The sequence below is a fragment of the Mucilaginibacter gossypii genome (assembly GCF_900100945.1).
Classification (GTDB): Bacteria; Bacteroidota; Bacteroidia; order Sphingobacteriales; family Sphingobacteriaceae; genus Mucilaginibacter; species Mucilaginibacter gossypii.
Map to the genome: position 1 here is coordinate 1 of NZ_FNCG01000016.1, position 25,306 is coordinate 25,306.

Annotated in this window: 26 protein-coding genes; 14 read left to right on the forward strand and 12 right to left on the reverse strand. The window is 43.0% G+C overall.

The window, feature by feature from the left end; all coding sequences use genetic code 11:
• Positions 1-392 precede the first annotated feature (392 nt).
• Entirely contained in the window at positions 393-1,142 is a 750-nt protein-coding gene (locus BLS28_RS23370; RefSeq protein ID WP_091173618.1) for a glucose 1-dehydrogenase, read from the forward strand.
• Between the two features lie 100 nt (positions 1,143-1,242).
• On the forward strand, positions 1,243-1,824 hold the full coding sequence (locus BLS28_RS23375) for a TetR/AcrR family transcriptional regulator (RefSeq protein ID WP_091173150.1): 582 nt from the start codon (positions 1,243-1,245) through the stop codon (positions 1,822-1,824).
• A 19-nt stretch (positions 1,825-1,843) separates the two neighbouring features.
• On the opposite strand, the gene lnt is transcribed toward BLS28_RS23375, so the two are convergent.
• Both lnt and rsmI read right to left on the reverse strand, forming a co-directional pair.
• A complete protein-coding gene (lnt, locus tag BLS28_RS23380; RefSeq protein WP_091173153.1) occupies positions 1,844-3,478 on the reverse strand; it encodes an apolipoprotein N-acyltransferase in 1,635 nt (544 codons plus the stop codon).
• 152 nt (positions 3,479-3,630) lie between these two features.
• The gene (gene rsmI, locus BLS28_RS23385) at positions 3,631-4,359 is read right to left on the reverse strand and encodes a 16S rRNA (cytidine(1402)-2'-O)-methyltransferase (protein ID WP_112656423.1); all 729 of its coding nucleotides are present in this window, start codon (positions 4,357-4,359) and stop codon (positions 3,631-3,633) included.
• Between the two features lie 139 nt (positions 4,360-4,498).
• Between rsmI and serS the strand changes: the two genes are divergently transcribed.
• Positions 4,499-5,770 carry a serine--tRNA ligase gene (gene serS / locus BLS28_RS23390; RefSeq protein ID WP_091173159.1) on the forward strand — a complete coding sequence of 424 codons (1,272 nt, stop codon included), beginning with the start codon at positions 4,499-4,501 and terminating at the stop codon, positions 5,768-5,770.
• 205 nt (positions 5,771-5,975) lie between these two features.
• Here serS and BLS28_RS23395 read toward each other — a convergent pair whose 3' ends face one another.
• The 6 genes from BLS28_RS23395 to BLS28_RS30625 form a co-directional block, all read right to left on the reverse strand.
• Positions 5,976-6,917: a nitrilase family protein gene (locus tag BLS28_RS23395; protein WP_091173621.1), complete on the reverse strand. Its 942-nt coding sequence runs from the start codon at positions 6,915-6,917 to the stop codon at positions 5,976-5,978.
• Positions 6,918-6,988: 71 nt separating this feature from the next.
• Positions 6,989-7,861 carry a helix-turn-helix domain-containing protein gene (locus BLS28_RS23400; protein ID WP_091173161.1) on the reverse strand — a complete coding sequence of 291 codons (873 nt, stop codon included), beginning with the start codon at positions 7,859-7,861 and terminating at the stop codon, positions 6,989-6,991.
• Positions 7,862-7,931: 70 nt separating this feature from the next.
• On the reverse strand, positions 7,932-8,405 hold the full coding sequence (locus BLS28_RS23405) for an HAD domain-containing protein (protein ID WP_091173164.1): 474 nt from the start codon (positions 8,403-8,405) through the stop codon (positions 7,932-7,934).
• Positions 8,406-8,421: 16 nt separating this feature from the next.
• Positions 8,422-8,814: a hypothetical protein gene (locus tag BLS28_RS23410; protein ID WP_091173167.1), complete on the reverse strand. Its 393-nt coding sequence runs from the start codon at positions 8,812-8,814 to the stop codon at positions 8,422-8,424.
• Between the two features lie 69 nt (positions 8,815-8,883).
• Positions 8,884-9,711: an N-acetylmuramoyl-L-alanine amidase gene (locus BLS28_RS23415; protein ID WP_256337522.1), complete on the reverse strand. Its 828-nt coding sequence runs from the start codon at positions 9,709-9,711 to the stop codon at positions 8,884-8,886.
• A gap of 180 nt (positions 9,712-9,891) precedes the next feature.
• On the reverse strand, positions 9,892-10,047 hold the full coding sequence (locus tag BLS28_RS30625) for a lmo0937 family membrane protein (protein WP_112656449.1): 156 nt from the start codon (positions 10,045-10,047) through the stop codon (positions 9,892-9,894).
• A 165-nt stretch (positions 10,048-10,212) separates the two neighbouring features.
• Here BLS28_RS30625 and BLS28_RS23420 point away from each other — a divergent pair, with 165 nt between their 5' ends.
• Positions 10,213-11,304 (forward strand): hypothetical protein, encoded by a 1,092-nt coding sequence (locus tag BLS28_RS23420; protein ID WP_091173172.1) that lies wholly within the window; start codon positions 10,213-10,215, stop codon positions 11,302-11,304.
• 83 nt (positions 11,305-11,387) lie between these two features.
• On the opposite strand, the gene BLS28_RS23425 is transcribed toward BLS28_RS23420, so the two are convergent.
• The 3 genes from BLS28_RS23425 to ku all read right to left on the reverse strand — a co-directional run bounded on the left by BLS28_RS23425 (position 11,388) and on the right by ku (position 14,575).
• On the reverse strand, positions 11,388-12,782 hold the full coding sequence (locus BLS28_RS23425; RefSeq protein ID WP_143020850.1) for a hypothetical protein: 1,395 nt from the start codon (positions 12,780-12,782) through the stop codon (positions 11,388-11,390).
• Positions 12,783-13,015: 233 nt separating this feature from the next.
• Entirely contained in the window at positions 13,016-13,561 is a 546-nt protein-coding gene (locus BLS28_RS23430) for a YciE/YciF ferroxidase family protein (RefSeq protein ID WP_091173178.1), read from the reverse strand.
• Between the two features lie 243 nt (positions 13,562-13,804).
• Positions 13,805-14,575 (reverse strand): non-homologous end joining protein Ku, encoded by a 771-nt coding sequence (ku, locus tag BLS28_RS23435; protein WP_091173182.1) that lies wholly within the window; start codon positions 14,573-14,575, stop codon positions 13,805-13,807.
• Between the two features lie 421 nt (positions 14,576-14,996).
• On the opposite strand from ku, the gene BLS28_RS23440 reads away from it, so the two are divergent.
• Both BLS28_RS23440 and ypfJ read left to right on the forward strand, forming a co-directional pair.
• On the forward strand, positions 14,997-15,695 hold the full coding sequence (locus BLS28_RS23440) for an SIMPL domain-containing protein (RefSeq protein WP_091173185.1): 699 nt from the start codon (positions 14,997-14,999) through the stop codon (positions 15,693-15,695).
• A 115-nt stretch (positions 15,696-15,810) separates the two neighbouring features.
• Entirely contained in the window at positions 15,811-16,662 is an 852-nt protein-coding gene (ypfJ, locus tag BLS28_RS23445) for a KPN_02809 family neutral zinc metallopeptidase (protein WP_091173189.1), read from the forward strand.
• A 714-nt stretch (positions 16,663-17,376) separates the two neighbouring features.
• Here ypfJ and BLS28_RS23455 read toward each other — a convergent pair.
• On the reverse strand, positions 17,377-18,321 hold the full coding sequence (locus BLS28_RS23455; RefSeq protein WP_091173197.1) for an NADP-dependent oxidoreductase: 945 nt from the start codon (positions 18,319-18,321) through the stop codon (positions 17,377-17,379).
• Between the two features lie 465 nt (positions 18,322-18,786).
• Here BLS28_RS23455 and BLS28_RS23460 point away from each other — a divergent pair, with 465 nt between their 5' ends.
• The 8 genes from BLS28_RS23460 (at position 18,787) to BLS28_RS23495 (ending at position 25,008) form a co-directional block, all read left to right on the forward strand.
• Complete coding sequence (locus BLS28_RS23460; protein WP_091173200.1) at positions 18,787-19,182, forward strand: (deoxy)nucleoside triphosphate pyrophosphohydrolase; 396 nt, start codon at positions 18,787-18,789, stop codon at positions 19,180-19,182.
• A 127-nt stretch (positions 19,183-19,309) separates the two neighbouring features.
• Positions 19,310-19,918 (forward strand): hypothetical protein, encoded by a 609-nt coding sequence (locus BLS28_RS23465; protein WP_091173203.1) that lies wholly within the window; start codon positions 19,310-19,312, stop codon positions 19,916-19,918.
• The gene (locus tag BLS28_RS23470) at positions 19,893-20,966 is read left to right on the forward strand and encodes a DUF262 domain-containing protein (RefSeq protein ID WP_091173207.1); all 1,074 of its coding nucleotides are present in this window, start codon (positions 19,893-19,895) and stop codon (positions 20,964-20,966) included. The genes BLS28_RS23465 and BLS28_RS23470 overlap by 26 nt, the downstream gene beginning before the upstream one ends.
• 9 nt (positions 20,967-20,975) lie before the next feature.
• Positions 20,976-21,752, forward strand: a complete 777-nt coding sequence (locus BLS28_RS23475) for an HNH endonuclease (protein WP_091173210.1) — start codon at positions 20,976-20,978, stop codon at positions 21,750-21,752.
• A gap of 52 nt (positions 21,753-21,804) precedes the next feature.
• Positions 21,805-22,122 carry a hypothetical protein gene (locus BLS28_RS23480; protein ID WP_091173214.1) on the forward strand — a complete coding sequence of 106 codons (318 nt, stop codon included), beginning with the start codon at positions 21,805-21,807 and terminating at the stop codon, positions 22,120-22,122.
• A gap of 551 nt (positions 22,123-22,673) precedes the next feature.
• Complete coding sequence (locus tag BLS28_RS23485) at positions 22,674-23,357, forward strand: DUF6134 family protein (protein WP_091173217.1); 684 nt, start codon at positions 22,674-22,676, stop codon at positions 23,355-23,357.
• Between the two features lie 23 nt (positions 23,358-23,380).
• The gene (locus BLS28_RS23490) at positions 23,381-24,019 is read left to right on the forward strand and encodes an RNA polymerase sigma-70 factor (protein ID WP_091173219.1); all 639 of its coding nucleotides are present in this window, start codon (positions 23,381-23,383) and stop codon (positions 24,017-24,019) included.
• On the forward strand, positions 24,016-25,008 hold the full coding sequence (locus BLS28_RS23495) for a FecR domain-containing protein (protein WP_091173222.1): 993 nt from the start codon (positions 24,016-24,018) through the stop codon (positions 25,006-25,008). Before BLS28_RS23490 ends, BLS28_RS23495 begins: the two co-directional genes overlap by 4 nt.
• The last annotated feature ends 298 nt before the right edge of the window (positions 25,009-25,306 follow it).

The following is a 25,306-nucleotide window of genomic DNA, read 5'->3' on the forward strand; positions in this document are numbered from 1 at the left end:
ATCATTAAGGAACAGAAACAAAGGCGATTAGAAAAACTCGCCTTTGAATTAAATAGGGAACTTGTACCTGCTTAAATTATTATGTCATGGGTAGCTTGTCGAAGCATAGTGGGCAGGCCTCTGCGCGCGAGTCTTCGACAAGCTCAGCATGACCCGGCCCTATTTTGTCATTTCGTCTTCTACAGCCCAGGATTTAAATAATTCAATATTTCACCATTCCTAACTCTTCGTGGAACGCAGTTTTGTAGGTTATCTGTCTTTAGCGCCGCCACCATATTTAGCCAACCCCATTTGTCATCCCAGCCTAATAAAAATTAATTCAGGAATGATTGTTCCAAAATGAGTTTATATTTGCGGAACGATTGATCCAAATTAAATTAATCTTCCAGAAAATGAAAAAATTAGAAAACAAGGTTGCAGTAGTAACAGGAGCTTCAAAAGGTATTGGCGCAGGTATAGCTAAAAGCCTGGCTTCGGCAGGTGCTGCGGTAGTTGTAAATTATGCATCAGATAAAAACGGTGCTGATAAAGTAGTGGCCGAAATTACCGCCGAAGGTGGCAAAGCTATCGCCGTGCAAGGCAGCGTAGCAAAAAAGGCCGACGTTGACCGTCTTTTTGCCGAAACCAAAGAGGCGTTCGGTGGTGTTGATGTTTTGGTGAACAATGCAGGTGTATACCAGTTTACACCGATAGAAGTTGTAACCGAAGAAGAATTTCACCGCCAGTTTGATATCAATGTACTGGGCTTACTGCTTGCAACCCAGGGAGCGGTAAATAGCTTTGGCGATAAAGGTGGCAGCATAATTAACATAAGCTCAACGGTAACCCGTATTACTCCGCCGCAAAGTGCTATTTATACAGGTACTAAAGGTGCGGTTGATTCTATTACACAAGTTTTGTCAAAAGAGCTTGGCCCTAAGAAGATCCGTGTAAATGCTATTAACCCGGGCATGGTTGAAACCGAAGGCACACACACAGCAGGTTTTATAGGCAGCGATTTCCAAGCTGAGCTTGAAAAAACTACACCGCTTGGCCGTATCGGTCAGCCGGATGATATTGCACCTGTTGCCGTATTCCTGGCATCTGATGATTCACGCTGGTTAACCGGCGAAATTATCCTTGCAAGTGGTGGGGTAAGATAATTATGCCGGTAAGGCCCGTTAAGCACAAACGGGGTATAAGATTAAACAATTAATTAAAAATGAATAGCTTTGCCTGCAAAACGGGTAAAGCTTTTCTGTTATGGCACGAAGTAAAGATTTTGATGAAGCCGAGGTATTGAGCAAGGCCGTTTGCATTTTTTGGCATAAGGGCTACAATGGCACGTCTATGCAGGATTTGGTTGATGGCCTTGGCATAAGCCGCTCAAGCTTGTATGATACTTTTGGTGATAAACACGCTTTATATATTAAAGCTTTGGATAGCTATCAAAAGGCAGGTGGAAACCAGATGTGTGATATTATCAATAATACGGCATCGGCCAAAGAGGCTATACAAAAGCTTTTGGAGCTTACCATGCGCGATTTGCTGAACGATGAGCAACGTAAAGGTTGTTTTATGGTAAATGCCGAGATTGAACTGGCGTCGCTGGATGCTGAGGTTAAGGACCTGATTTGCCGGAATGAGCAGCAGTTTGAAGATGCCATTCTTAGTGCCATAAAAAAAGGGCAGGCAAGCGGTGAGGTTCGTAACTCCCAGGATTCCCTGGCATTGGCCCGGTTCATCATGAATGCGGTAAGGGGCATGCAGGTGTCAGCCAAAGCCACCGCCGATAAGGCTTTTTTTGATGATATTATAAAAACCACCCTGTCTGTACTTGATTAGCCATTTATGGGTTGAGTTTTCAAACCGTTAAGGTTTGCTTCTTCCTCAATCTCATCCCCAGTAAAAATAATATGCCAATGCCTGCAAATATACTGCCGGCTTGCGGGATATAATCGCCGTGTTTAACATAAAATGTGAGCTCACTATTAAGGTTGATATCTTGCTTGATCGAGGTTTTAGTCCACCATTCTGTATGTTTAACCACATCGCCGCGCTGGTTGATAAACCCGGAAATACCGGTATTGGCCGACTGACAAACCCAGCGGCGGGTTTCGATAGCCCGAAGTTTGGCATAATCTAAATGCTGGTCCTTGCCCGATGTGTTTTCCCACCAGCCATCGTTAGTAATAATAGCGATGAACTGGGCCCCTTTTTTAACTGAGCGGGCAATGTACCCTCCCCATATGGATTCATAACAAATAACCGGATCGACCCCGATACCGCTTTGCGAATAAAGCACTTTTGCATCCTTTTCGGGAGCATAGTTGCCGGTAGCACCGCCTAAATGTTCAAATACGGGTTTCAGGAATGAAAGTGCATCGCCAAAAGGCAGTGATTCGGCCCCGGGGACTAACCGTGATTTATGGTAAGTTTGAATCCTGTCGCCATTTTCAATATTGAGGGCTGTGCTGTAAAAGTCTGCGAACTGGTCGCCTCCCCATGGTGAGGGAACCGCCGTTGGGGTTGCCCTGTTGTTATATAGCCTGTATGTTTCGGCGCCGGTAACCAGGTTGCCATTAGGATATTTCCGTAAAAAAAGCTGGGCCTGCCTAATAAAATCATTTTGGCCTATCTGTTCCTCGTTGATATAAACAGGCGCGGGGATGGCTGTTTCGGGCCATATAAAAAATTCGGTATTGGGTTGGGCCACCTGTCTTGAAAGCTGGATCAGGATATCAAGTTGTGAAGCAGGGGGAATGGTACCATCTTTCTCGTACGGATCTATATTGGGCTGGGCAATAACGATGTTTGATGGGTTTACTTCTTCAACATAGTTATGATAAACCGATAATGAATAGCCAAGAGGCACTGTTACAACAATTACAATCGCCATGATCAATGCCATTCTGTGGCGTTTGGTTTGAGCTCCGCGAAGACTTGTATAAATTAAAAAAGCCAGGATATTTACAACCCAGATCCATAAAGTTCCGCCGTAAACGCCGGTATATTCATACCATTGAATCCATTGGTGCGATACGGCAAAGCCGTTACCAAGCGTCATCCACGGAAAGTAAAGGTCCCAGCTTTGGTGCAGGTATTCATACCCGATCCAGAAACAGATTAAACCTATCAGTGCTATCCAGCGTGGGACGACCAGTCTCAACCTGTAGTATAGCCAGAAAGCAGTTGCCATTAACAGCGGCCCCAGCGAATAGGGGACAAGGGTAATGGGTATGGCCACAATCTCCCCCACTATTTTAAGTGCATTATAAACCCAGTAAACAGATAATGAGTTCCAGATAAAAAAGCCGATAAAAGTTACATTAAATGCCCGTTTGCCTTTTTTGGGCTTTTCATCATTAATGATATTTTCAACAGCCAGCAGCATAGGCACAAAGCCAATGAAAAGTAAAAACGTAGTATAAGGAGTAGGTGGCCAGGCTATCCATAAAAGCAAGCCAGATAGTATGGCTAATGGTAGATTTTTTTTCATGTAGAGTGACAAGAATTATGCTGTTGTCGCTTATATTTAAAATTGTAAAATGTCATTGCGAGCGTAGCTTGGCAATCGCACGGAAGCAAAGCAATTCTGTATAGCATGCGATTGCTTCGTGCCTCGCAATGACATGCGGGAGAGTTGAAGTTTTAATCTTCTTCCTCATCCCTTTCATATTTCCCTTTTGCCGGTTTAGCCGCTGCGCCGGCCACGCACATCACAAACTCGCCTTTCATGGGGTGCGTTTCAAAGTATTGTTTTACTTCAACTACAGTGCCACGCACGGTTTCTTCAAACATTTTGGTAAGCTCGCGGGATACCGAGATCTGCCTGTCGGCCCCAAAATAGGTGGCCATTTCATCCAGTGTTTTTAACAAACGGTGGGGCGACTCATATAGTATGATGGTCCGCTCCTCTTCGGCCAAAAACTTGTACCGGGTTTGACGGCCTTTTTTTAATGGCAAAAATCCCTCGAAACAAAACTTGTCGGTAGGAAAGCCCGAATTTACCAGGGCCGGCACAAATGCGGTAGCGCCTGGCAGACATTCCACAGCGATATTAAATTTTAAAGCTTCGCGTACCAGGAAAAAGCCCGGATCGGATATAGCCGGTGTACCGGCATCCGAAATGAGCGCGATATTTTTCCCCTGCAGCAAAAACTTAATGATCTCGTTGCTTGATTGATGCTCATTATGCTGATGATGCGCGAATACTTTTTGATGGATCTCGAAGTGTTTCAACATCGGGGCGGAGGTACGGGTATCCTCTGCCAGTATCAGATCAACCTCTTTCAACACGCGGATAGCCCTGAAGGTCATATCCTCCAAATTACCTATCGGGGTGGGGACTAAATATAGTTTGCCTATGGGATTGTTCATGTTGTTTGAGTCGATGGTCGATAGTCGATGGTCCATGGCTCTTCATCATTTCCGGTGCTTACACCGCTAACGTAAATTACTATGGACTATGGACTATGGACTATGGACTTATTTATATCTTTGCCTAAAAAATAAAATAATGCTGCAAGTTAGTTATATCCGTGATAACCGGGAACAGGTTTTGGAACGTTTGGCTGTAAAAAATTTTAAACAGCCCCAACTGGTTGATGAAATAATTGAACTGGACGACAAACGTCGCTCCACTCAAACCAGCATGGATAATGTTTCGGCCGAGGCCAATGCAGCTGCAAAACAAATAGGCGAGCTGATGCGTGCCGGTAAAAAAGAAGAAGCTGAAGGCCTTAAGGGCAAAACCGGCGCATGGAAAGAAGAGATCAAAAAGCTCGGCGACCTGCTTACCATTACCGAAGAGGAACTTTACCAGAAGCTGGTATTGCTGCCCAACCTGCCTCATAGTTCTGTACCCAAAGGCTTAACTCCTGAAGATAACGAGGTAGTATTGGAGAACGGCACCAAGCCGGAGTTGCCTGCCGATGCGCTACCGCATTGGGAGCTCGCGGCAAAATACAACCTGATTGATTTTGAACTGGGTGTTAAAATAACCGGCGCCGGTTTCCCCGTATATAAAAACAAAGGGGCTAAGCTGCAACGCGCTTTGATCAATTATTTTATTGATGAAGCCGAAAAAGCAGGCTACAGCGAAGTAAGTGTGCCGCTTATGGTAAACGAAGCATCTGGCTTCGGTACGTCACAGCTGCCGGATAAAGAAGGACAGATGTACCATGTTGGTATCGATAACCTGTACCTGATCCCTACCGCCGAGGTGCCTATTACTAACCTGTACCGTGAAGTGATATTGAAAGAAGATCAATTGCCTGTACGTAACTGTGGCCATACACCTTGTTTCCGCCGCGAGGCTGGTTCATATGGTGCGCATGTACGCGGCTTGAACCGCCTGCACCAGTTTGATAAAGTAGAGGTAGTAACCATTGCCCATCCTGATAAATCATACGAAATATTGGAGCTAATGAGCAGCCATGTACAGGGCCTGTTACAAAAGTTAGGTTTACCATACCGAGTATTACGCCTTTGCGGTGGCGATATGGGCTTTGGCTCTGCCTTAACTTATGATATGGAAACCTGGAGCGCGGCACAACAACGCTGGCTGGAAGTTTCATCAGTATCAAACTTTGAAACCTTCCAAAGCAACAGGCTTAAACTGCGGTTCCGCAATGCCGATGGTAAAACACAGTTAGCACATACGCTAAACGGCAGCGCGCTGGCCCTGCCGCGTATTGTTGCTACTTTGTTAGAGAATAACCAAACCGAGAAGGGGATTAAAGTACCGGAAGTACTTGTGCCTTATACTAAGTTTGAGTGGATTGATTAGCCCCCTGCCCCCTAAAGGGGGAGGTCAAAAATATAGCGCCCCGGTAATTCCTATGCCGGGGCGTTCTTTATGCATTTCTTATTTCTTGCGCTCGTTTTCAACGAGTGCTTAACATGGGTTAGCGTTTATAACGCGACTGGCGATGCAATCACCAAACCACATTAAGCACTCATTACAAATGAGCACAAGTTGTTGAGGCCTAATATCAAAGCCAAACTACTTTTTGAAAGCTTTCATGTTCACGGCCGATGATATCCCGGTATAGATCGGGCTTGCGTGCCTGGATATAACGATATCCGCCTGCTTTTGTCAGCTTATCAGGAGTTATTTCGGCCAAAACTAATTCATTGTTTAATGATCTGCATTCGGCTATAATATCACCATAAGGGTCGATGATCATGGAGCAGCCATTTTTTAGCTGATCATCGTCCATACCTATCGGATTGGCGAATACTGCATAAATTGCGTTATCATATGCCCGGGCGGGCAGCCATTTCATTAGCCATTGCCTGCCTTTAAGGCCGTCAAATTCCTGGCGAAGTAACAGTGCATTTGCTTCTTTGTCTTTCCATAATTCCGGGTCAACAAAACCGGCGCCCGGTCGGGTTGATGGTGTGCACATGGTAACGTGCGGCATAAAAATAACCTGTGCACCGAGGAGAGTAGTTGCACGTACATTTTCAATTATATTATTATCATAACAAATTAATATGCCGCATTTCCATCCATACAAATCAAATACAGTATATGCTGTGCCGGGTAAAAGATGCGGGTTGATAAAAGGGTGCAGCTTACGATGTTTGGCAACGATCCCGGTTTTGTCAACGCATACATATGCCTTGAACAAGTTATCATCTTTGTCCTTTTCAAACAAACCGGCCAGTATGGCAATGTCGTATCGTCGGGCGTATTCTGTTAACGCAGCGATGCTCGGTCCGTCCGGAATTTCTTCGGCCAGCTCAAGCATTTGTGCTTTATCAAGTTTCCGGGCAAAGGTATAGCCTGTTATCGAGCATTCATGAAAAGCTATCGCTTGGGCGCCTTGTGCGGTGGCATCCGCTGTCATTTTTTCAATAACTGATAAATTATAAGCTTTATCACCGCTTCTGTTTTCAAATTGAGCAGTGGCGATTGTTAGGTTTTCCATACGCTGATCATCTTTTTTCAAAACTACCAGAGCTATACCGAAAAGCATTGTAAAAAACCGACAAACGCAATTTAAACGAGCGGCATAAAGTTTATAGCCAACAGATGATGATTGGCTTTGTATTGAAGAGGAGTAAGACCTGTATGTTTCCGGAAAAAATTATTAAGATGCGCCTGGTCATAATATCCGCAGGCATAACTCAATGAGCTTAGCTCTTTTGTTGAAGATAGTTTTTGAAGTTGTTTAAGATAGGTTTGAAACTTAACGGCGTCAATATACTTTTTAGGGGAAATACCTACTTCCTCATTGAATTTGCGCTCAAGTTGCCGTTCGGTTACTGGCATCACATCAAGTAAATTTTTAACGTTAATAATACCCTTGTTTGCGTGAATGATGTTTATGGCCCGATCTGTAATGTCTGCATGTTTTCTTTTCGAAGCCATTTTGTTCAATAAAAATTGCTCGGTAATTACCGTGGCCGCCGGGAGGTTGGCCGCGTTTGCGATTTGGTCTTCAAAATCAAAGGCTTCCTGCCCGAAAAGATCTTTTAATGTTACCGTATTGTTATTTAACTCATAGGCCGCCACACCAAGTAAAGACAACAAAGCATTAGGTTGCAAAACCACAATCAGCATAGCCAGTTCACCGGCCGAAATAATATCATTATAGCGGGTTATTTGCCCGTAAACAAAACTGCCGGGTTGCTTGCTGGCAACCGTGTGTTGCTGGTTGTATTGGAATAAAGGATCTTTTAAATGAAACACCATCCCCGGGTTACCGTCCGAAAACAGGCGGTAATTCATAGCAACCCGCTGATTATGCGCTATAATTAAATAGTGCTTAACGATACCCGAAAGCAAAGGATGTGGTGCTATTTGCATGGTAATGTTGAGCCAGACCCTAAAAATAAATAAAAATGTGGAACCGTAGGCGATAGCTTTCACCCATGATAGGTTAAAAAAGGTTCATAATAAAGCCCCGGTGCATTGCGCCGAGGCTTATGTTATTGTTTACTTAAGAAAAAGTAAAATTCCTGTTCCTTAAAATAGAAATGGCATCTTCTGCAAGATCCTCTGTTAGTCCTACCGATGGGCTGGTTAAAACAAGGTTATGCTTTATATATTCAGGCAGTCCATTTAACATTTTATCATCGTCGATAATCACAAATTCTTGACTCGGTTGATGTTTTTTCTTATACCATTCCAATATTTCTTCAGTACGTGTCTTCTTTAAACTATTTGTCGTCAATCGATGAACCTTTTTAGGGCTAATTCCCCTGGTCTTTAACAGATCTTTCCATTCGGCGACCTTATACTTCGATTTATGTGAGGTAGTTAATATTACAGAGGCATTAGTTTCCGCTATAATATGTTGAAGCGCCTTTACGGCCCTTGAATTAAATACGGGAAAGCCATCGGGCATAAACTCGGGTTTCTTCCACGAGTTTGCTGGGACTAATACTCCATCAATATCTAATAAAATCCACATAATACAAAATTACTACTTATTCGTCATTAGATGTTATTCGTCTTAAAAATTCCAATTCTAATTTATTGTATTCCGCATCTAATCTGTTTAGGTGTTCAATTCCAGCCGCGGAATCCCAATCATTTTCATCAAATTCAATTTGGCTCCATGGGGTTTCTTTGGTTGCAGATGTTAAGTTAGTTTCTACTTGTCCCAACTCGAAATTCATGATCAAAGAACTTAAATATCTGTGATGTCCATCTATAATCAAGTTACCGCATATTTTTATTTCGTCAAATTTTACGAGATGTTCCATCTTGCTGCACATTCTTGAAATTATGGGGATAGATAACCTGGGTTGCGTCGGAATAAAGGGAATATCATTAGCTGCAATAAATTCCAAAATAAATTGTTGTGTAATTTTCTTCATTTATGTGATATTAAATGTCGGCTTAGGCTATTCTTAATGTAATTCCCACTTCCTCAGGATCCGGAGATCTCAATATTTCCTGTAAACGTTATAAAGAATATTCAAATCTAGCTGGGTCATTACCGGTGTTTCATCCGTTTGTACAAAGTGACGCTTAAAGGCAACAATGGCTACCGGGAGATTGCTGATATCATAGCCAATCAGCTTAAGTGCTGTAGCATAATCAAAATTATCGGGCGGAAGTTCAAGCAGTTCTTCTCTCCAAAACCCAAAACCTTTTTGAGCTAATAGTTTCCATGGAAATAATGGCCCCGGATCGGGTTTGCGCAATGGCGCTATATCCTGGTGCCCTATAAAATTAGCCTGCGGAATGTTGTAGGCTTTTTTGAGCTGAGCCAATAAAGCAAGCAGGCTTTTTACCTGTACATCATTAAAAGGCTCGTGCCCATTATTGTCAATCTCAATGCCGATGGAACAGCTGTTCATATCGGTAATACTGCCCCATTTGCTGATGCCGGCATGCCAGGCCCGCAGGTAATCATTAAGCATGTGGTAAACCTTGCCGTCTTTACTTACTACATAGTGCGCGCTTACCTGTGGCTTTACCAGGGTAAAAGTATTGAGGGTTTGCTTAACCGAGTCCTGAGCTGTATAGTGAATGATAACATAGTTGGGCTTGCGCAGGTTGAAATTCACGGTGCCAACCCACTCCGAAGGGATGGCGCCTCCCGCGCTGTCAACCAGCATGGCAGGCTGCTCGCGGCTAATTACCTCTACTAATGAATCGGTTTGATTGTTGTATACTTTACTAGTGGCCGCGAACGGTTGTACTTTAGGCGAGCACGCGCTGATGGTGGCTACAACGGCCATAAATAAAAAAACGTATATATTTTTCAAACCTTGATTCTCCTGATTAAAGATTCCTCCCTAATGATTTAAACAAGTATACAAAAAACCTTGATCCATTTGATTTAAAGACTTTCTGATTTTATCAGGTAGTCCACAAATCAATTAAATCAAGGCTCAGATAGCTTACCTCGTTGGAGATAGCCTGTCAGTTTTATATTTTCAACAGCGTTATATAGCTGTCGACCGCCTTATTACACCTAACAAAATCGCGATAATAGCTATTACCAGCAAAATGTGGATAAGGCTGCCTACTGTTGTGAAAAATACGCCGATTGCCCATCCTATTATAAGGATGACTGCAATTATATACAGGAGTGAGTTCATAATAATTTGTTTTAATTAATGATTTTCATAGATATTAGTATAATAACTATGATGACTGAAAAGTTTTAAATTTTGTTTTTTTTAGGGGAGATACAGCTCATTTAACGTTGTGTTTTGTAAAGATTTATTCCCTGCGTACCTTTAGGCACCTTACCTATAAAAACGATGAAATATTTTCTGCTGCTTATCTGCCTGCTGCCCGCCGGGCTTGTGTTTGGTCAGTCGAAACTGCCGGTAATCAAAGCCACTTCTAAAAAAGTAGCCATCAATGACGGTGGATTTTTAGATAAAAATGCATGGTCGCTTTCGCCAAAAACACGACCGGACGTTTATACTGCCGATAGGACCCGGGCGACAAAGTGGGTAACTTTTTATACCGACATCGATTCGATAAGGGTAAAGGTTAAGCCCGGTACAAGGTATAACTTCGTTATCCTGCTTAACGGTAAGGATTCATGTTATACACAAATTGCAAGCGCTATACCGCCGGCGGCCAAACATGAAGCCCGAATCAGCAAAAACGATACTATTCCGTTTAAACTTACAGCCTACGGCGCCATAGCGGTAAAGGCCGTGATGAATGATACCGACACGTTAAACCTGCATTTTGACCTGAGCTCATTTGACTTTCATTTAACAAGGGATGCCATATTAAATAAAACGAAACTGCTGCCTAACCAGGCTGATGTTTTGGCCGGTAAAGCAAAGCCAAATTTTAATGAAATGAGCAAAGCTTTGAAGCTGCAAATCGGCACATCAGTTTGGCACAACCTGGAAATGTTGCCCACAAACATAACCTCGACTGGAATGGACGGCCGTTTTGGCTGGAACCTGTTTGAGGGTAAACAGGTAGAGGTTGATTATGATAACAACCGTATCATCATCCGCGATAAAATGCCTAAAAACTTAAAAGGTTATGAACGCTCGAAGATTGGGTTTATCCATTCGTTCCCATATGTTACCGGTACGTTTGAAATAGACGGCAAAAAATACACCGGCAATTTTTCTATGGATACCGGATCCGAACAGTCATTGATACTGGATAGTGAATGGGCTGTTAAAAATAATTTCCCCAGGGATCTTAAACTCATCAAGTCATCCACAATCAGCGATCCGCGCGGGGTAAAATATGAAATGAAGATTGTAGAAACACCATTGTTCAGGCTCAATAGCTTTCCTGTTAGTAATGTACCGGCCATTATGCTGAACAATAAAAACCCGATGGGTTTTGAAATTAATTATTTAGGTAACGGGTAGCTAAAACGGTTCAATATGATCCTCGATTTTAAAAGTGATTACCTGTACCTGAAGCCCAATAAATTATCTACCTGAAATAGAATTTAGTTTCCGGCAGGTACCGCCCAGCTTTGCCCGTCTAAAACCGGGTTCACATCCATGCTCTCGTATTGAATATTGAGCTTTTGCTGGCCGCTTGTTGTGGCTTCACGATATGGAATAGTAATACCCTGTACCGGCCGAAGATCTGATAGCATAGCGAACAGGGTTTTGTCGCCTACCTTATAGCCGTAAGCCATTAGTTGGTTTTGATTATTTATGGCAAACACGTATTCGTTGCCATTTAACCTGCATTGAACCGTATACATATCATTATCGGGGATTTTTTGTGTATTGATGACCTGCATTTGATCAAGTGATGATCTGCGTAACCCAATAACCCCGGTGTATAAGGCGGTTTTTATCTCGGCAACGTTATTGGCCGGAAGATCGGACTTGTTGCCGCTGCTCCACTGCCATCCGTTACTGCCTTCGGTTTGTTGCACCGAAACCGGTTTGCCGTTTTTCCATATTTCAACGCGTACCTTGCTGTTGGGGATATCAATCAGCTCAACAACTTTTAACCCCGAAACGGAACCCGTTAACCGGGCGGTTTTCAGGGCATTCAGTTTATCGCCTCCATGGGCGGCATTGGCTTTTAAAAGCAGGGTTTTTCCATTTGGCACGGCGGCATTGCTTGTATTTGCGGCGGAGTTTTCGGAAGTTTTTTTAGCCGCGGTTGATGATTTGGTATTGTTAGCGGTGGTATTGTCATCGTTGTCTACAAAAAATACCCGCCCGTCAACTACAGCCATACGGGTTTTACCGCCCATATCACAAAAAAAGCTGTGTAGTTCGGTATGGCCATCGGTATAGGTAAGTGTAAGCACCCCCTTGTTTATTTTATAGGTGCCGGCGCCGTCCCGGCTGCTTGAGCTGCCACCGCCAACATTTTCGCCGGCTACAACCGAGCCCGAATAGCGCGAATTGCTAAAATGCCCCTTGCCATCGAAATTTAATCCCTGTGTGCTTAAAGCGCCTACATAAGTTGTACCATAGGCAGCGCCGCCACCGCCCATAGCGCTGATGAACGAGTAATAGCCCGGAGGTATAATGTTCCCCTGAAGTTTAAACAGTTCATGTGCATAGTTGGAAAGGCTTCCATATTTGGTTATGCCATAAACAGACGAGCTTTTAGTATATTTAAGTGTTACCTCTCCTTTGCTTATGGTGTAATGCCCGCTTACGCTGGTTTGCCAGTCGGCACTGTTAAGCGAAGAATTGAAAGTACCATCAGGTCTGAATAATATAGCTACGTCAGTTCTGTTCATGCCGCCGCCAAATATCGGACTTGGCGAAAACTCGCATCCGGCATAAACGCCATCTAATTTATCCTGGGCAAAAACATTATCGTAAAGGCAAAATAAAAAGGCGAATAGTACCAGGAGGAATTGTTTCATAGGGCGTCGGTTTTTTGTTGGTAAACCGTGTTTGCCGCTTATTGTTTGTGGAAATGCTTTAATTAATATGTAATTAATGTTGGTGCTGCTTAATATAAGGTGACATGTCATTTCGACGATGAACGAGGAAAAATCTTATGCGCTAAGTTCATCGATTAGCAACAACACGCTCAAATAAAAAACGGCCGCGAGGAATAATTCCCCCACGACCGCTCTTAAAAAACTAATAAACGTTAAGCTTTTTCGGCTTTTGATGCCTGGTTGATACCGGCTTCGGCAATTTGTGTGAGCAGGCTGTCGCAGGTTTTTTCTTCCTGAAGGGTTGAATCAAGCAGTTCGGCCGCGTGGTCATAGCCCAGCACGCCGGCCAGTGTGCGGAGGGTGCCGTATGACGCTATTTCGTAATGCTCAATTTTTTGAGCTGCAGAAATAATACCGGCATCACGGGTAATACTGCCTTTTTCGGTTTCTGATATAATTTCTTCACCTTCTTTGATGAGGCCAGCCATCGCCTCACATTTTACAGCCACGGCTTTTTGGCCAATGGAAGCAAATGCATCTTCCAAACGAATCACCTGCCGCTCGGTTTCGGCCAGGTGGCTTTCGATAGCCGAGCGTAATTCATCGGATGTTGCCGCTTTAGCCATTTTAGGCAGTGCTTTTGTAAGATGTTTTTCGGCCCAGTAAATGTCTTTTAATTCATCAATAAATAATTCATTCAGTGCCGATTCCTGCACATCATTAGTTTGTTCGGGTGTTTTTACTTTAGTAGTTGCCATGATAGATGTTTTAATGTTTTTGTGAGATAAACACTACAAACACAAAGCCAAAACTTATTCTTTTAAAAATAAAATTAATTATTAGGATAATTTATTCGTAATATCTGAAGGATTTTATCTTCTTAAAAAAACAGCTTTCCAAACATTTCCAACCATGAGTTCTGAAAACAACACATGTTGACTCTTTTTGAGGAATATTTCAATTACAGACTTAAAACTTTCAACTCCGTACTTCCGGCTTCATTAAGCCCCTTTCTTGCTTTTTAAACTGGCCATCAGCTGGTCGTACAAATCGTCACTACCTGTTTTGCGGGGTTTAAGCTTTTTAACTTTGGCGCGTTTACCTTTTGATTTGGCCTCGATGATCCTGAGCAGCTCATCATTATACTCGTCTTTAAATTTAGACACATCAAAATCTTCGGCGTATTGATTTATAAGGGTGAGGCCCATATCCAGTTCCTTTTTACTTACCTCAATCTTATCGGGCAGGTTAAGATCATCGGTATCACGAATCTCCTGCCCAAAGCGGATGCGGGTTACTACCAGTACATTTTTAAGCGGGTGAACGATACAAAGGCTTTCGGTGCTGCGCAGCACAAAACGGGCCAGCCCTGCTTTTTTTGATTGCGTAAGTGCCTGGATAAGCAGGGCATAGGCTTTGTTGTTTTTGGTATCGGGCTCGGTATAGTATGATGTTTCGTAAAACATGGGGTTTACATCGGCAATATCTACAAAGCTTTCAATTTCAATTACCTTGCTTTTTTCGGGCGCTGCATCCTCAAAGTCCTGTTCGTCCATGATCACGTAATCTTCATCAAGCTTATAGCCTTTTACAATTTTATCGTAGGGGACTTCCTTGTGGGTATTTTCGTTTACCCGCTGAAAACGGATGCGTGCATGATCACGGCTATCCAGCATATCAAAATCAAGCGAACTGGTTTGTACTGCCGAATATAATTTAACGGGGATGCTCACCAATCCAAAACCTATCGAACCTTTCCATATCGATCTCATAGCTAAACGTTATTAAATGTGCTGTAATATAACCATTAAGGATGGAAAGGGTTTGGAAAAGGGAAGTAAGTTGTTGTGTGCTAAAAGGTAAAAGTATGGCATCGTGAGAACTCCCTCTTGAGAGTAATAACCCATTAAAAGACATAAGTAAGGAATTAAACACCCTATCGACTCACCCCGACATCGCTACGCTTGTCACCCCTCTCTACGCAAGCGTAAAGAGGGGACTTTTCTTTGCCCTCTTTACGCCAAAGGCGAAGAGAGGGGTGACAAGCGTAGCGCAGACCGGGTGAGTCAACTATGCGTCAGGCCGCCGGTTTATTTACAAGCATACCAATGGCTTAGCAATTAATTGTAGCCTTACTGTTACACATTAAACTAAATACACGTTACCTTAGTCATAACATCAAATAATATACACATGAAAAAGCTATTTATCCTTGCCGCACTATTAGCAACTACCATTGGCGCATTTGCCCAAAACGTTGACCTTAGGCGTAAAATTGAAGTTACCGGCATCGCCGAGCAGGAGGTTACTCCTGATATTATAAACGTGACCATATCACTACAGGAATACATGGACGGCAAAAAGCACATTGCCATTAACGACCTGGAAGATCAGCTGGAAAAAGCCGTTAAAGACGCCGGCATTCCATCGTCAGATTTTACGGTGAACAATGTATCTGCCTGGAACAATACCTATCAAAAGAAAAAAGCACCCGACTTTTTGGCCAGCAAACAATACGGCCTGCGTGTGCGCGACCTGAACAAGTTTAACCAGATCATGTCGAAAATTGATCCTAAAGGGATTCAGGCTACCAATATTGAAAGCTACGACTATTCAAAAATGGCCGATTTAAAGCGCGACCTTAAAATAAAAGCGCTGTTGGCCGCACGTGATAAAGCAACCTACCTGTTGGCTGCCCTTGGCGAAAAGCTGGGTGGTGCTATCAATATTGCCGAAAGCGATAACAGCAGCTTTCCGCAACCAAGGATGTATGCTGCCAATGTGATGACATTCAAAGCATCGGCAGACAGCAATGTTGGCGATTCGGATATCAGTTTCAAAAACATCAAACTAAGTTTCCAGATCCAGGCGGTGTTTGAGATTGTGAAATAATCTCGTCCCCCTAAAGGGGGAGTTAAAAAATCTGAAGCCTCTGTTAAAACAAACAGGGGCTTTTTTCATTATCTTGTATAAAAAACTCCCCCTTTAGGGGGCCGGGGGGCAACATATGCAATGGTTTGGCAGACGCGAAAGCGATAACGTAGATGATGAACGCGGTGGTGGCGGCGGCAGGTTAGCCATTGGCGGTGGCGTACTTGGTATTATAGCAGCCGCTATTTATTTTTTTACCGGGGTCGATCCTTCGGCGCTGTTTAACCAGGTAGCAACCAACCAGCCGGCCCGGCAGGAGCAAACCGTTAATAACGGCCCCGAAGATGAAGGCAAGAAATTTGTGCGCGTGGTTTTGGCCGATACCGAAGATATCTGGACAAAACTGTTTAACGACATGGGCCGTACTTATGAAAAGCCGCGTTTAACCCTATTTAGCGATTATGTACAGTCAGCTTGCGGTAATGCCAGCTCGGCAAGCGGTCCGTTTTATTGCCCCGGCGATTCGCGGGTATATATTGATCTTTCTTTTTACGATGAGTTGAAGAACCGTTTCGGTGCCGCCGGCGATTTTGCGCAGGCTTATGTGATAGCGCACGAAGTTGGCCATCATGTACAAAATCTTTTGGGAATCTCACAGAAAATGGATCAGGCACGGTCAAGATTGAGCGAACGCGCATACAATAAGCTTTCAGTAAAACTGGAGCTCCAGGCCGACTTTTATGCCGGCGTTTGGGCGCATTACGAAAAAACCATGAAAAACGTGCTCGACAAAGGCGACATAGAAGAAGCCCTGAACGCGGCCAACGCCATAGGTGACGATCGGCTGCAGAAACAAGCACAGGGCCATGTAGAGCCCGATAGTTTTACGCATGGCACCAGCGCCCAGCGGATGTACTGGTTTAAAAAAGGTTTCGACACCGGGGATATTAACCAGGGAGATACTTTTGGAAACGGGGATTTGGATTGATTAGTTTATTGGCTCAATAGTTCAGTTGTTCATTGGTGGGAGGGCGTTGAGGTTAGGAAAGGGCTTTTGTGGTTTTATAACAAACATCGTCGCCCTCTTGGCCGGGCGGGGGCCAGTCACTTTTTCCTTGATGAAAAAGTAACCAAAAACCGAGCGGAGCGAGCTCATGAGCACCTACAAAGCAAAACAACCTTGCGAATAAATCAAGACAAAAAAATGCTTCTCCCCGCAGGCCATACTCCCAGGCCCGCTTTTTTGTCGGCCCAACGCACTTTTGTTTTGGGTTTGATAACAATATTTCACGGTTCTTATCTTAATTCTTGACTCTTACCGTCTTGCTTCTTCCTCACCCCGTCGGCAGGTAAGCTTCGGGTGAAAGCGGGCAGAACAATTGTGGCCTTGTGTGGCTGCAGGGGCATAGCAAGTTTTTGCAGAAGCCGGGGCAATGAGCGGGTGAAGCAGGGCAAAATAATTGCAGCCCGTGGTTCTGCCCGGTTTGCAGGGCAAAGGCCCTGTGCGGCAAAGAAGCCTATCTGCTGACTTGACTTTTTGGTTACTTTTGTGTCAAGACAAAAGTAACAGCCAACCCGCGGCGATTGAGCGGGGCCGATGTTAGTTAAATACAACTAAGGTCTTTTAAAAGAGCAATAGCGGACTTGGCGCCCGGCTCGGTACAGCATGCGATTGCCACGCTATCGCTCGCAATGACATATTTTATTGAAATACCAACACCACTTTCCCAACCGTTCTCCCACTTTCTAACTGCAAATGCGCATCGGCCATTTGCTCAAACGGAAATACTTTGGATACGTGCGATTTAATGATCCCTTTTTGCAGTAATCCCGCAATGGTGGCCATATTTTCAGCATTGGGTTTTACCCTGGTGTTGTGGCCATTGATGCCCAGCGCGTTGGCTTTGGGGGTAACGGTTTCGTTCATGCCGGAAACGATGCTTATAATGGTGCCGCCTTTTTTCATCACCTGCAGCGAGCGGTCAATGTATTCGCCGCCAATGGTGTCAAGCACAAAATCGATATTGCCGGTAGCGGTTTCAAAGGGCTGCGCTTTATAGTCGATATGCTCATCGGCACCAAGGCCCAACACAAAATCGCGGTTGGCAGCCGAGGAAGTGGCGATAACATAGGCGCCCAAATGTTTAGCTATCTGCACAGCATAATGACCAACCCCGCCGGATGCGGCATGGATCAGTACCCGGTCGCCGGGTTTAACAGGTGCATTGGTGTGGAAAGCCTGCCAGGCAGTAAGCGCGGCAAGTGTAGCTGCGGCGGCCTCCTCATGACTGACGCCGGCTGGTTTCAGTGCAAGCTCATTAGCTTTGGCCTTAACATATTCGGCATAGGCTTTACCGGTTTTGGGGAAATCTATCATGGCAAAAACCTCGTCGCCGGGTTTAAAACCGGTAACATCCGCGCCCACTTCGGTGATCTCGCCCGAAATATCCCAGCCCAAAATAATCGGCGACTCGTCCTTAATAAGCCCTGCAACGCCTTTCCCCGAGCGGGTTTTAACATCCACAGGGTTTATGCTGATGGCTTTCAGTTTTACCAGCACTTCATCGGTAGCTATGGTTGGTACAGGGATTTCGGCAGGCACCAGGTTTTCAACCCCGCCAAAGTCTTTTAAAATTATTGCTTTCATGGGTGATGCGTTTTATAGGGTTAAAGTTATGTCACTATCAATAAAAAACGGGCATAAATGGGATATAATTTGGCGTTGCGCTTATATCCGACCCCAACTCCATGTTTTAGTAGGATGGTGATAGGCGTTGGGTAAATGGGTATACATCATCAGGTTTAAACATTGTTGTACTGACCTACATCGTCGCCCTCTTGGCCGGGCGGAGGACTTTACTTTACCTTAGATGCAAAGTAACCAAACATCAAGACAAAAAAATGCTTCCTCCCACGGGCCATACTCCCAGGCCCGCTTTTTTGTCGGGCCGACGCGCTTTTATTTGGAGTATTGTGATAGCCCTTGTTCCCTATTAAGCATTCCGCTTTTATCTTATTTCCCGGCTTTTGTTGTCTCGCATCCTTGATCTTATTGTCTTACTTCTTGATTCTAACAGTCTTGTTTCTTCTTGCAAAGCCTTATCTTAGAAACGTGATCAAAGTAACATGCGCTATTATTGTTAATGCCAACGGACTTGTATTTGCCGCCCAGCGGAGCGCAACCATGAGCCTGCCTTTAAAATGGGAGTTCCCCGGCGGTAAAATTGAACCCGGCGAAACCGCCGAAGCCAGCCTCATCCGCGAGATTAAGGAGGAGCTTCATGTGGATGTTGAAATTTTGAAGGCCCTGCCCGTCAATACGCACCAGTATCCCAATGTTAGCATACAACTGATTCCCTTTGTTTGTAGAATTACTTCTGGGCAGATTGTGTTAAAAGAGCATTTTGATTTTAAGTGGCTGCATAAAGATGAATTATTAGCTTTGGATTGGGCGGAGGCGGATGTGGCCGTGGTTGAATATTATATAGAATACAATAATATTAACTAATTTATCTTAAGAGATAATGCAAAACACATAATTCTATTGTGCCTATAGTCCCAACACATTTTTTTGATATTAGAATTAACTGATAATACTTATTGTTATATTGGCGAAATAACCGCCAACCTCAATTATGCGTGCTATTGATGGAATTAAATCCAGCATAAGAAATAAAGATCACATAAATGCTATAGCAAGAAAGCTATATTTATCTCATTATACGGAGATTTTTAAAGATAATGGAGACAAGGAGTTTTATATTAAAGATAAAATTGCTGCAGAATTCGACGTTCCATTTTCAAGCATTGCAGTTTCAGGATCAAGTAAAACTGGAATAAGTTTTTTTAAAGAGAAGTTATTTGTTCCAGGAGACTCGGATTTAGACATTGCTATCATTAGCCTTCCATTATTCAACAGATTTTCAGAAGTTGTTAACGATGTGTCAAAAGGTTACAGTGATTTTTCTGCCTTTCCTCTATACAGAGGCCGCTCCTCAATGAACCAGTTTAAATTTAACTTTATGAGAGGATATATTAATCCAGTCTTTATGCCGGATTGCGATTATAAGTATTGGCTCATCGATTTTTTCAATTCACTGTCGAACGAGCATTTTGATTTGTTCAAAAACATAACCGGTTGTATTTATGCTTCAGAATACTTTTTTGAATTTAAACAAGCTGAAAGCATTGAACTATATTTAAGAAATACAGAAAAATATGATAAAATATCAAGTAAGGTCTAAAGAGCTTATAGACGTTGTAAACGAAATTAAAAGCAGGAGACTTATAATGTCACCTTACTTTCAACGTAATTTAGTATGGCGACAAATTCATAAGATTGATTTTATAAAAACAATTTTATTAGGGTATCCTTTCCCCCAAATTTTTATCGCTAAAGGAAGCATTGATTTAAATACAATGTCCACAACTTCATGTATTGTTGACGGTCAACAAAGAATGAATGCAATTATCGAATATGTGAAAGGGGAATTTAAAGTTGAAGGCAAGACCTTTGGTGAGTTGGATCCAAATATAAAGGAAGCTTTTCTTAAATACCAAGTTCCAATTATTGATTTAGACATTAACAATGATGCACCCGAAATAATAGAAATATTTCAGAGATTAAACAGAACTTTTTACTCATTATCGGCAATTGAAAAGTTATCTACTGAATATGCTCCTTCTGAATTCATGTTGCTTGCGAAACTGCTCACAAACGAGATAAAGTTTAATAAGGACGATGAAGATGATGACATTGATATTCCGCTTCAATTTGACCCAACAATACCGAATTCATTCATTGAATGGTCTAAAAGTGTAAAAGTTAAACACTATAATGAGTTAATTCTAAACGAGGGGATTTTCACTCCTTATGAATTGACGAGACAAGTGCATTTGATGTTTACGTTAAATATACTTGCTACCTTTACTGGTGATTTTTATAACAGAAACGAGTTTGTCACAAGGTATTTAAATGAATATTCCGAATCTTATGAAAAGAAAAACCTTGCTTTAGAATGTCTCGAACGAGCAGCAAATAAAATACTAAAGCTTAAACTGAAGAAAAAATCTTATTGGCTAAATAAGGCCAACGCTTTTTCTTTAATTAGCTTATTTGCAAAAAACATCGATGTTGTTGAAAAACTCGATGAAAAATCACTGAAAGAAAAACTGGATAATTTCGAAAATAATACGCCGGCTGACTATAAATTGGCGGCAAAAGAAGCTGTTAATAATAAAAGAGAAAGATTATTACGAAACCAATATCTTAAGTCAATTCTTCTCGAATAATTTTTAACCATGAAACAAGGCCAAACACTCTGGACAAAAGATGAGCTAACATTAGCCATCAACCTGTACACCAAATTGCTATTTGGCCAAATTCATCAAGGCAATCCTTTAATTATAGAACTTGCCGGTTTAATAGGCAGAACGCCGGGCTCGGTGGCTTTAAAGTTGGTGAACTTCGCAAGTTTAGATCCTGGTTTAAAACAGCGGAGTATTAAAGGCATGAGTAATGCCAGTAAGCTGGACAAGGAGGTTTGGGACGAGTACATGCACCGCTGGGATGAAAAATATATGGAAGGTGAAGTATTGCTGGCCCAAAAGAAGCATACAACTGTAGAGAAGTTATATGCCATTAACCTTGATGAATACAAGGAAAATGAAGGGCGGGAAGTTACACGGTCGGTTAAGGTGCGTTTAAATCAATCTATTTTCAGGGGAGCGGTACTTTCCAATTATAATAACCAATGTTGTATTACCGGCATCGCCATTCCAAGCTTGTTGGTCGCAAGTCACATAGCACCGTGGAGTAAAGACGAGGGCAATCGGCTAAATCCTCAAAATGGTTTCGCCTTAAACGCGCTGCATGATAAAGCTTTTGATAGGCACATGATAACCGTTACAGAAGATTTTAGGATCAAAGTTTCTCCCAAGTTTTATACTCAAAAAAACACACCGGCTATCAAACAAAACTTTATCGATATAGATGGCAAGTCGCTCCTTGAACCCAAGAAGTTTTATCCCAAAGCGGAGTTTTTAAAATTGCATAACGAGATTTTCGCAAGCCTGTAAAAGTTCACTTATCTCCGATTGACAAACGCCATCATACGGCATAACTTGCCGGATGCCCAATATTAAATTCAATTACCTCTACCGTGATGGCGGCAACTATAAAAACTTCAACAGCATTGTTTTTAACAACCCGCAAAATATACTGTTACCGGCATTAGAAGAATTGATCCGCTCCAAACTCATATCCCAACACTGGTTTTATGCCGATCAATGGCAGGTAGCCGATCTCCATTTCGACTCATGGGATAACGAACTTGATCATACCTTCCACGAATTTGAAAGTGTGGAGTATACAAATGAGGCAGCTGATAGTGGAATGGATTTGGCTTCGTTTATGTGCATTCTTCAAACGGTTGCAAATATCACATAGTCGCTAACCATTTTGCCGACATCAGCAAAATGGTTATTATAAAATAGTACTTAACCCCACACAAATGGTGGCGCTATATTGTCAGCATCCCAACCACCCCGCATCGCCTCAAGCCATTTTCGTTAAAAAACATCAAAAAAACACCAAAAAAATCCTTCTGCCGGCGCTGCCTCAACTAAGACTATATTTTACTCCTAAAAGTTTTAGTAATTGACTGTCAGTGTTTTGTCATTGTTTCAGTCGAAATATTAATTATTTGACTATCAGTATGTTTCATAAAAAAGATGTTCCGCGTTTTCACACTCAAAAAATGGAACACGCTTATTTTCGCAAAAACGGGCGGTGTGCTTTCTTCATTTTTTCGTGGGGAATCAAAAAATTGGGACACCCCATTTTTTTACTTATATTTGAAATTATATAATACATATAGGCATAGTAGTAATTTAATTAATCGAACAAAATAATGCAAAGGCATAGGGGTAAAAGTTTAGAGTGTTGTAATAAAGTAAACGCGTTAAAAGCTTTATTCAATCACTTTAAAATGACAACCCATGATACCCGCTTTAATAATTTGGTTATTTAAAAAATATATCCGGCCTGCCCTTCAAAATAAAACTTTCCCAACGTTCAATATCTTCGGTCCGCTAAAATGGGCGGCTATGGTGGTGGCCTTGCTATGCCTCGCTGTGGGCGCCCTGGCACAGGAGCAAACGGTTAAATACAATGTGCTGCACAGCGGCAAAGTGGTTGGCCACATGAACCTGTATCAAAAGCGCCAGGGCGATGAGCTGTACCTTAAAATGATCTCCGAAGTTAAAATGCGCTTTATTTTCAGCATCAAGGTGGAGATCCAGGAGGAGAGCACTTTTAATAATGGCAAGCTCATCAGTTCGCAGGTGTGCAGAAATGTCAATGGTTCAGAAAAATGCAACCGCCAAACCAAAGCCGTGGCCTCAGGCTACCAAACCACCGCCGAAGGCAAATGCGGAAAAACGGTTGATCAAAAGCAAATAGCCGCCAACCTCATGCTGCTATACTGCCACGAGCCTGCAGACCAGGCGCAGGTGTACTCGGATAACTTTCAGCAGTTTCTGCAGGTTAAACAGGTGAGCCCGCATGTATACCGTATTGATCTGCCCGATGGTAATTACAATTTCTACAGCTATACCAATGGTGTGTGCAGCAAGGTGGATATTCATCATTCGTTATACACTATCCAGATCCAACTGGCCTGATTTATTTTTAACATTTGGGTACTATGAATTTAACGGCCAAACAAGCTATCTTTAGCGCTAACATCTACACCTTAAAAGTGGAATACAGCGATAGCACGGCCATTGGTTTAATTAAACAAGGAAGCCAGAAAGCTTTTGAGCGGCTTTTTAAAGATCACTTTAAAAGTCTGCACGCCTATGCCTACACTTTTTTAAAGGATGATGAAATGGCCGAAGAGATAGTACAAAACGTATTTTGCCGCATTTGGGAAAAACGCGATCAGCTTAAAACCGATGGCAGTATCAAGGCTTATCTGTACCGATCTGTACATAACGAAAGTTTGAACTATTTAAAGCACCAGAAGGTACGTGCCAATTTCGGCGTTTATTATGCCGATGAAATGGAGCAGGTTGGCAACGATGATTCGGCCTCAAAGAAGCTGCTTACGGCCGAGCTGCAAAAGCATATTGAAAAAGCCCTGAGCGAACTGCCCGAGCAATGCCGCATCATTTTTCAGCTGAGCAGGTTTGAGCAGCTTAAATATCAGCAAATTGCCGATCATATGGGTCTTTCGATCAAAACCATCGAAAACCAGATGGGCAAAGCGCTGCGGGTAATGCGCCAAAAATTGGCTGAGTTTTTACCCATTATTTTATTGTTATTTATTAATTGGTTTGTATGAGCTATACCGGTATGCCCATAGATGATGATTTGCTGGTGAAATACCTGGTTGGCGAAGCCACGCCCGCCGAGGTTGAAGCTATACAGAACTGGATTGCCGCTTCGCCTGCTAACAGACAGGAATATGATAATTTTAAACTGATCTGGGATGAGAGCCAATATATAGCCTCAACCAAAAATTTGGATGAGGATGCCTCCTACTTCCGCCTGCAAAAAAGGCTGAATAATACCGGCCCGGCTACAGCTAAACCGGCACCAGTGCGTAAAATGAAAGCCAGCTGGTGGGTAGGCATTGCGGCATCATTGCTGTTAGTTTGCACCGTGACCTGGTTAACTATAAGCCATTATTACGATAACCGGAACATTGCTTTTATCAAAGTAGAAAGCGAAGCTAAAACCCGCGAGCAAACCCTGCCCGATGGTTCGATAGTTACCATGAACAGCCATAGTACGCTTATTTACCCTGAAAAGTTTACAGGCAAAATCCGTCCGGTTACTATGCTGGGCGAGGCTTTCTTTAAAGTAACACCCGATAAAACAAAACCTTTTATAATTAGGGTGAACGGTGTAACGGTTAGGGTGGTTGGCACGTCATTCAATGTAAAAAGCCGCGATGGCAAAACGCAGGTGATTGTTGAAACGGGCATTGTTAACGTAAGCGAGAAAAACAAAAATGTAAACCTCAATCCCGGCGAAAAGGTACTGGTTACCGGCAAAGATGGCCTGCAGGCTAAGGAAAGCATAAAAGGGCGTTTATATAATTACTATGCAACCCATGAACTGCTTTGCGATGAAACCCCGCTAAATGAGCTGGTTGGCTCATTAAATGAAGTGTACGGGGCTCACATAGTTATCGGTAATAAAGCCATTGCTAACCTGCCTATCACTACGGTGTTTAAAGATCAGTCGTTAGATCAGGTGTTGGTTGTGATCTCCGAAACGTTCAAGATCAAAGTGGAGCGCGGGAAAAAGGGGATTGTGTTGAAGTAAGGGATTGTATGCAGTGGCCAGTCATCCTGAGTAAATTAAATCCGGAGGCCTCTGAAGTGAAATGACATTTACACTACCCGTCATCCCGAATTTATTTCGGGATCCCACGCGCTGAGCGGCTATGCAAGCGGCCTTGCATGTGGGGTGCTGAAACAAGTTCAGCATGACTGTATTTTTTATTATGTCATGGATAGCCTGTCGAAGGACGCGCGTAGAGGCCCAGCCCACCATGCTTCGACGGAGCTCAGCATGACATCCCTTTAAAAGCGTCATTGCGAGGCACGAAGCAATCCCCGAT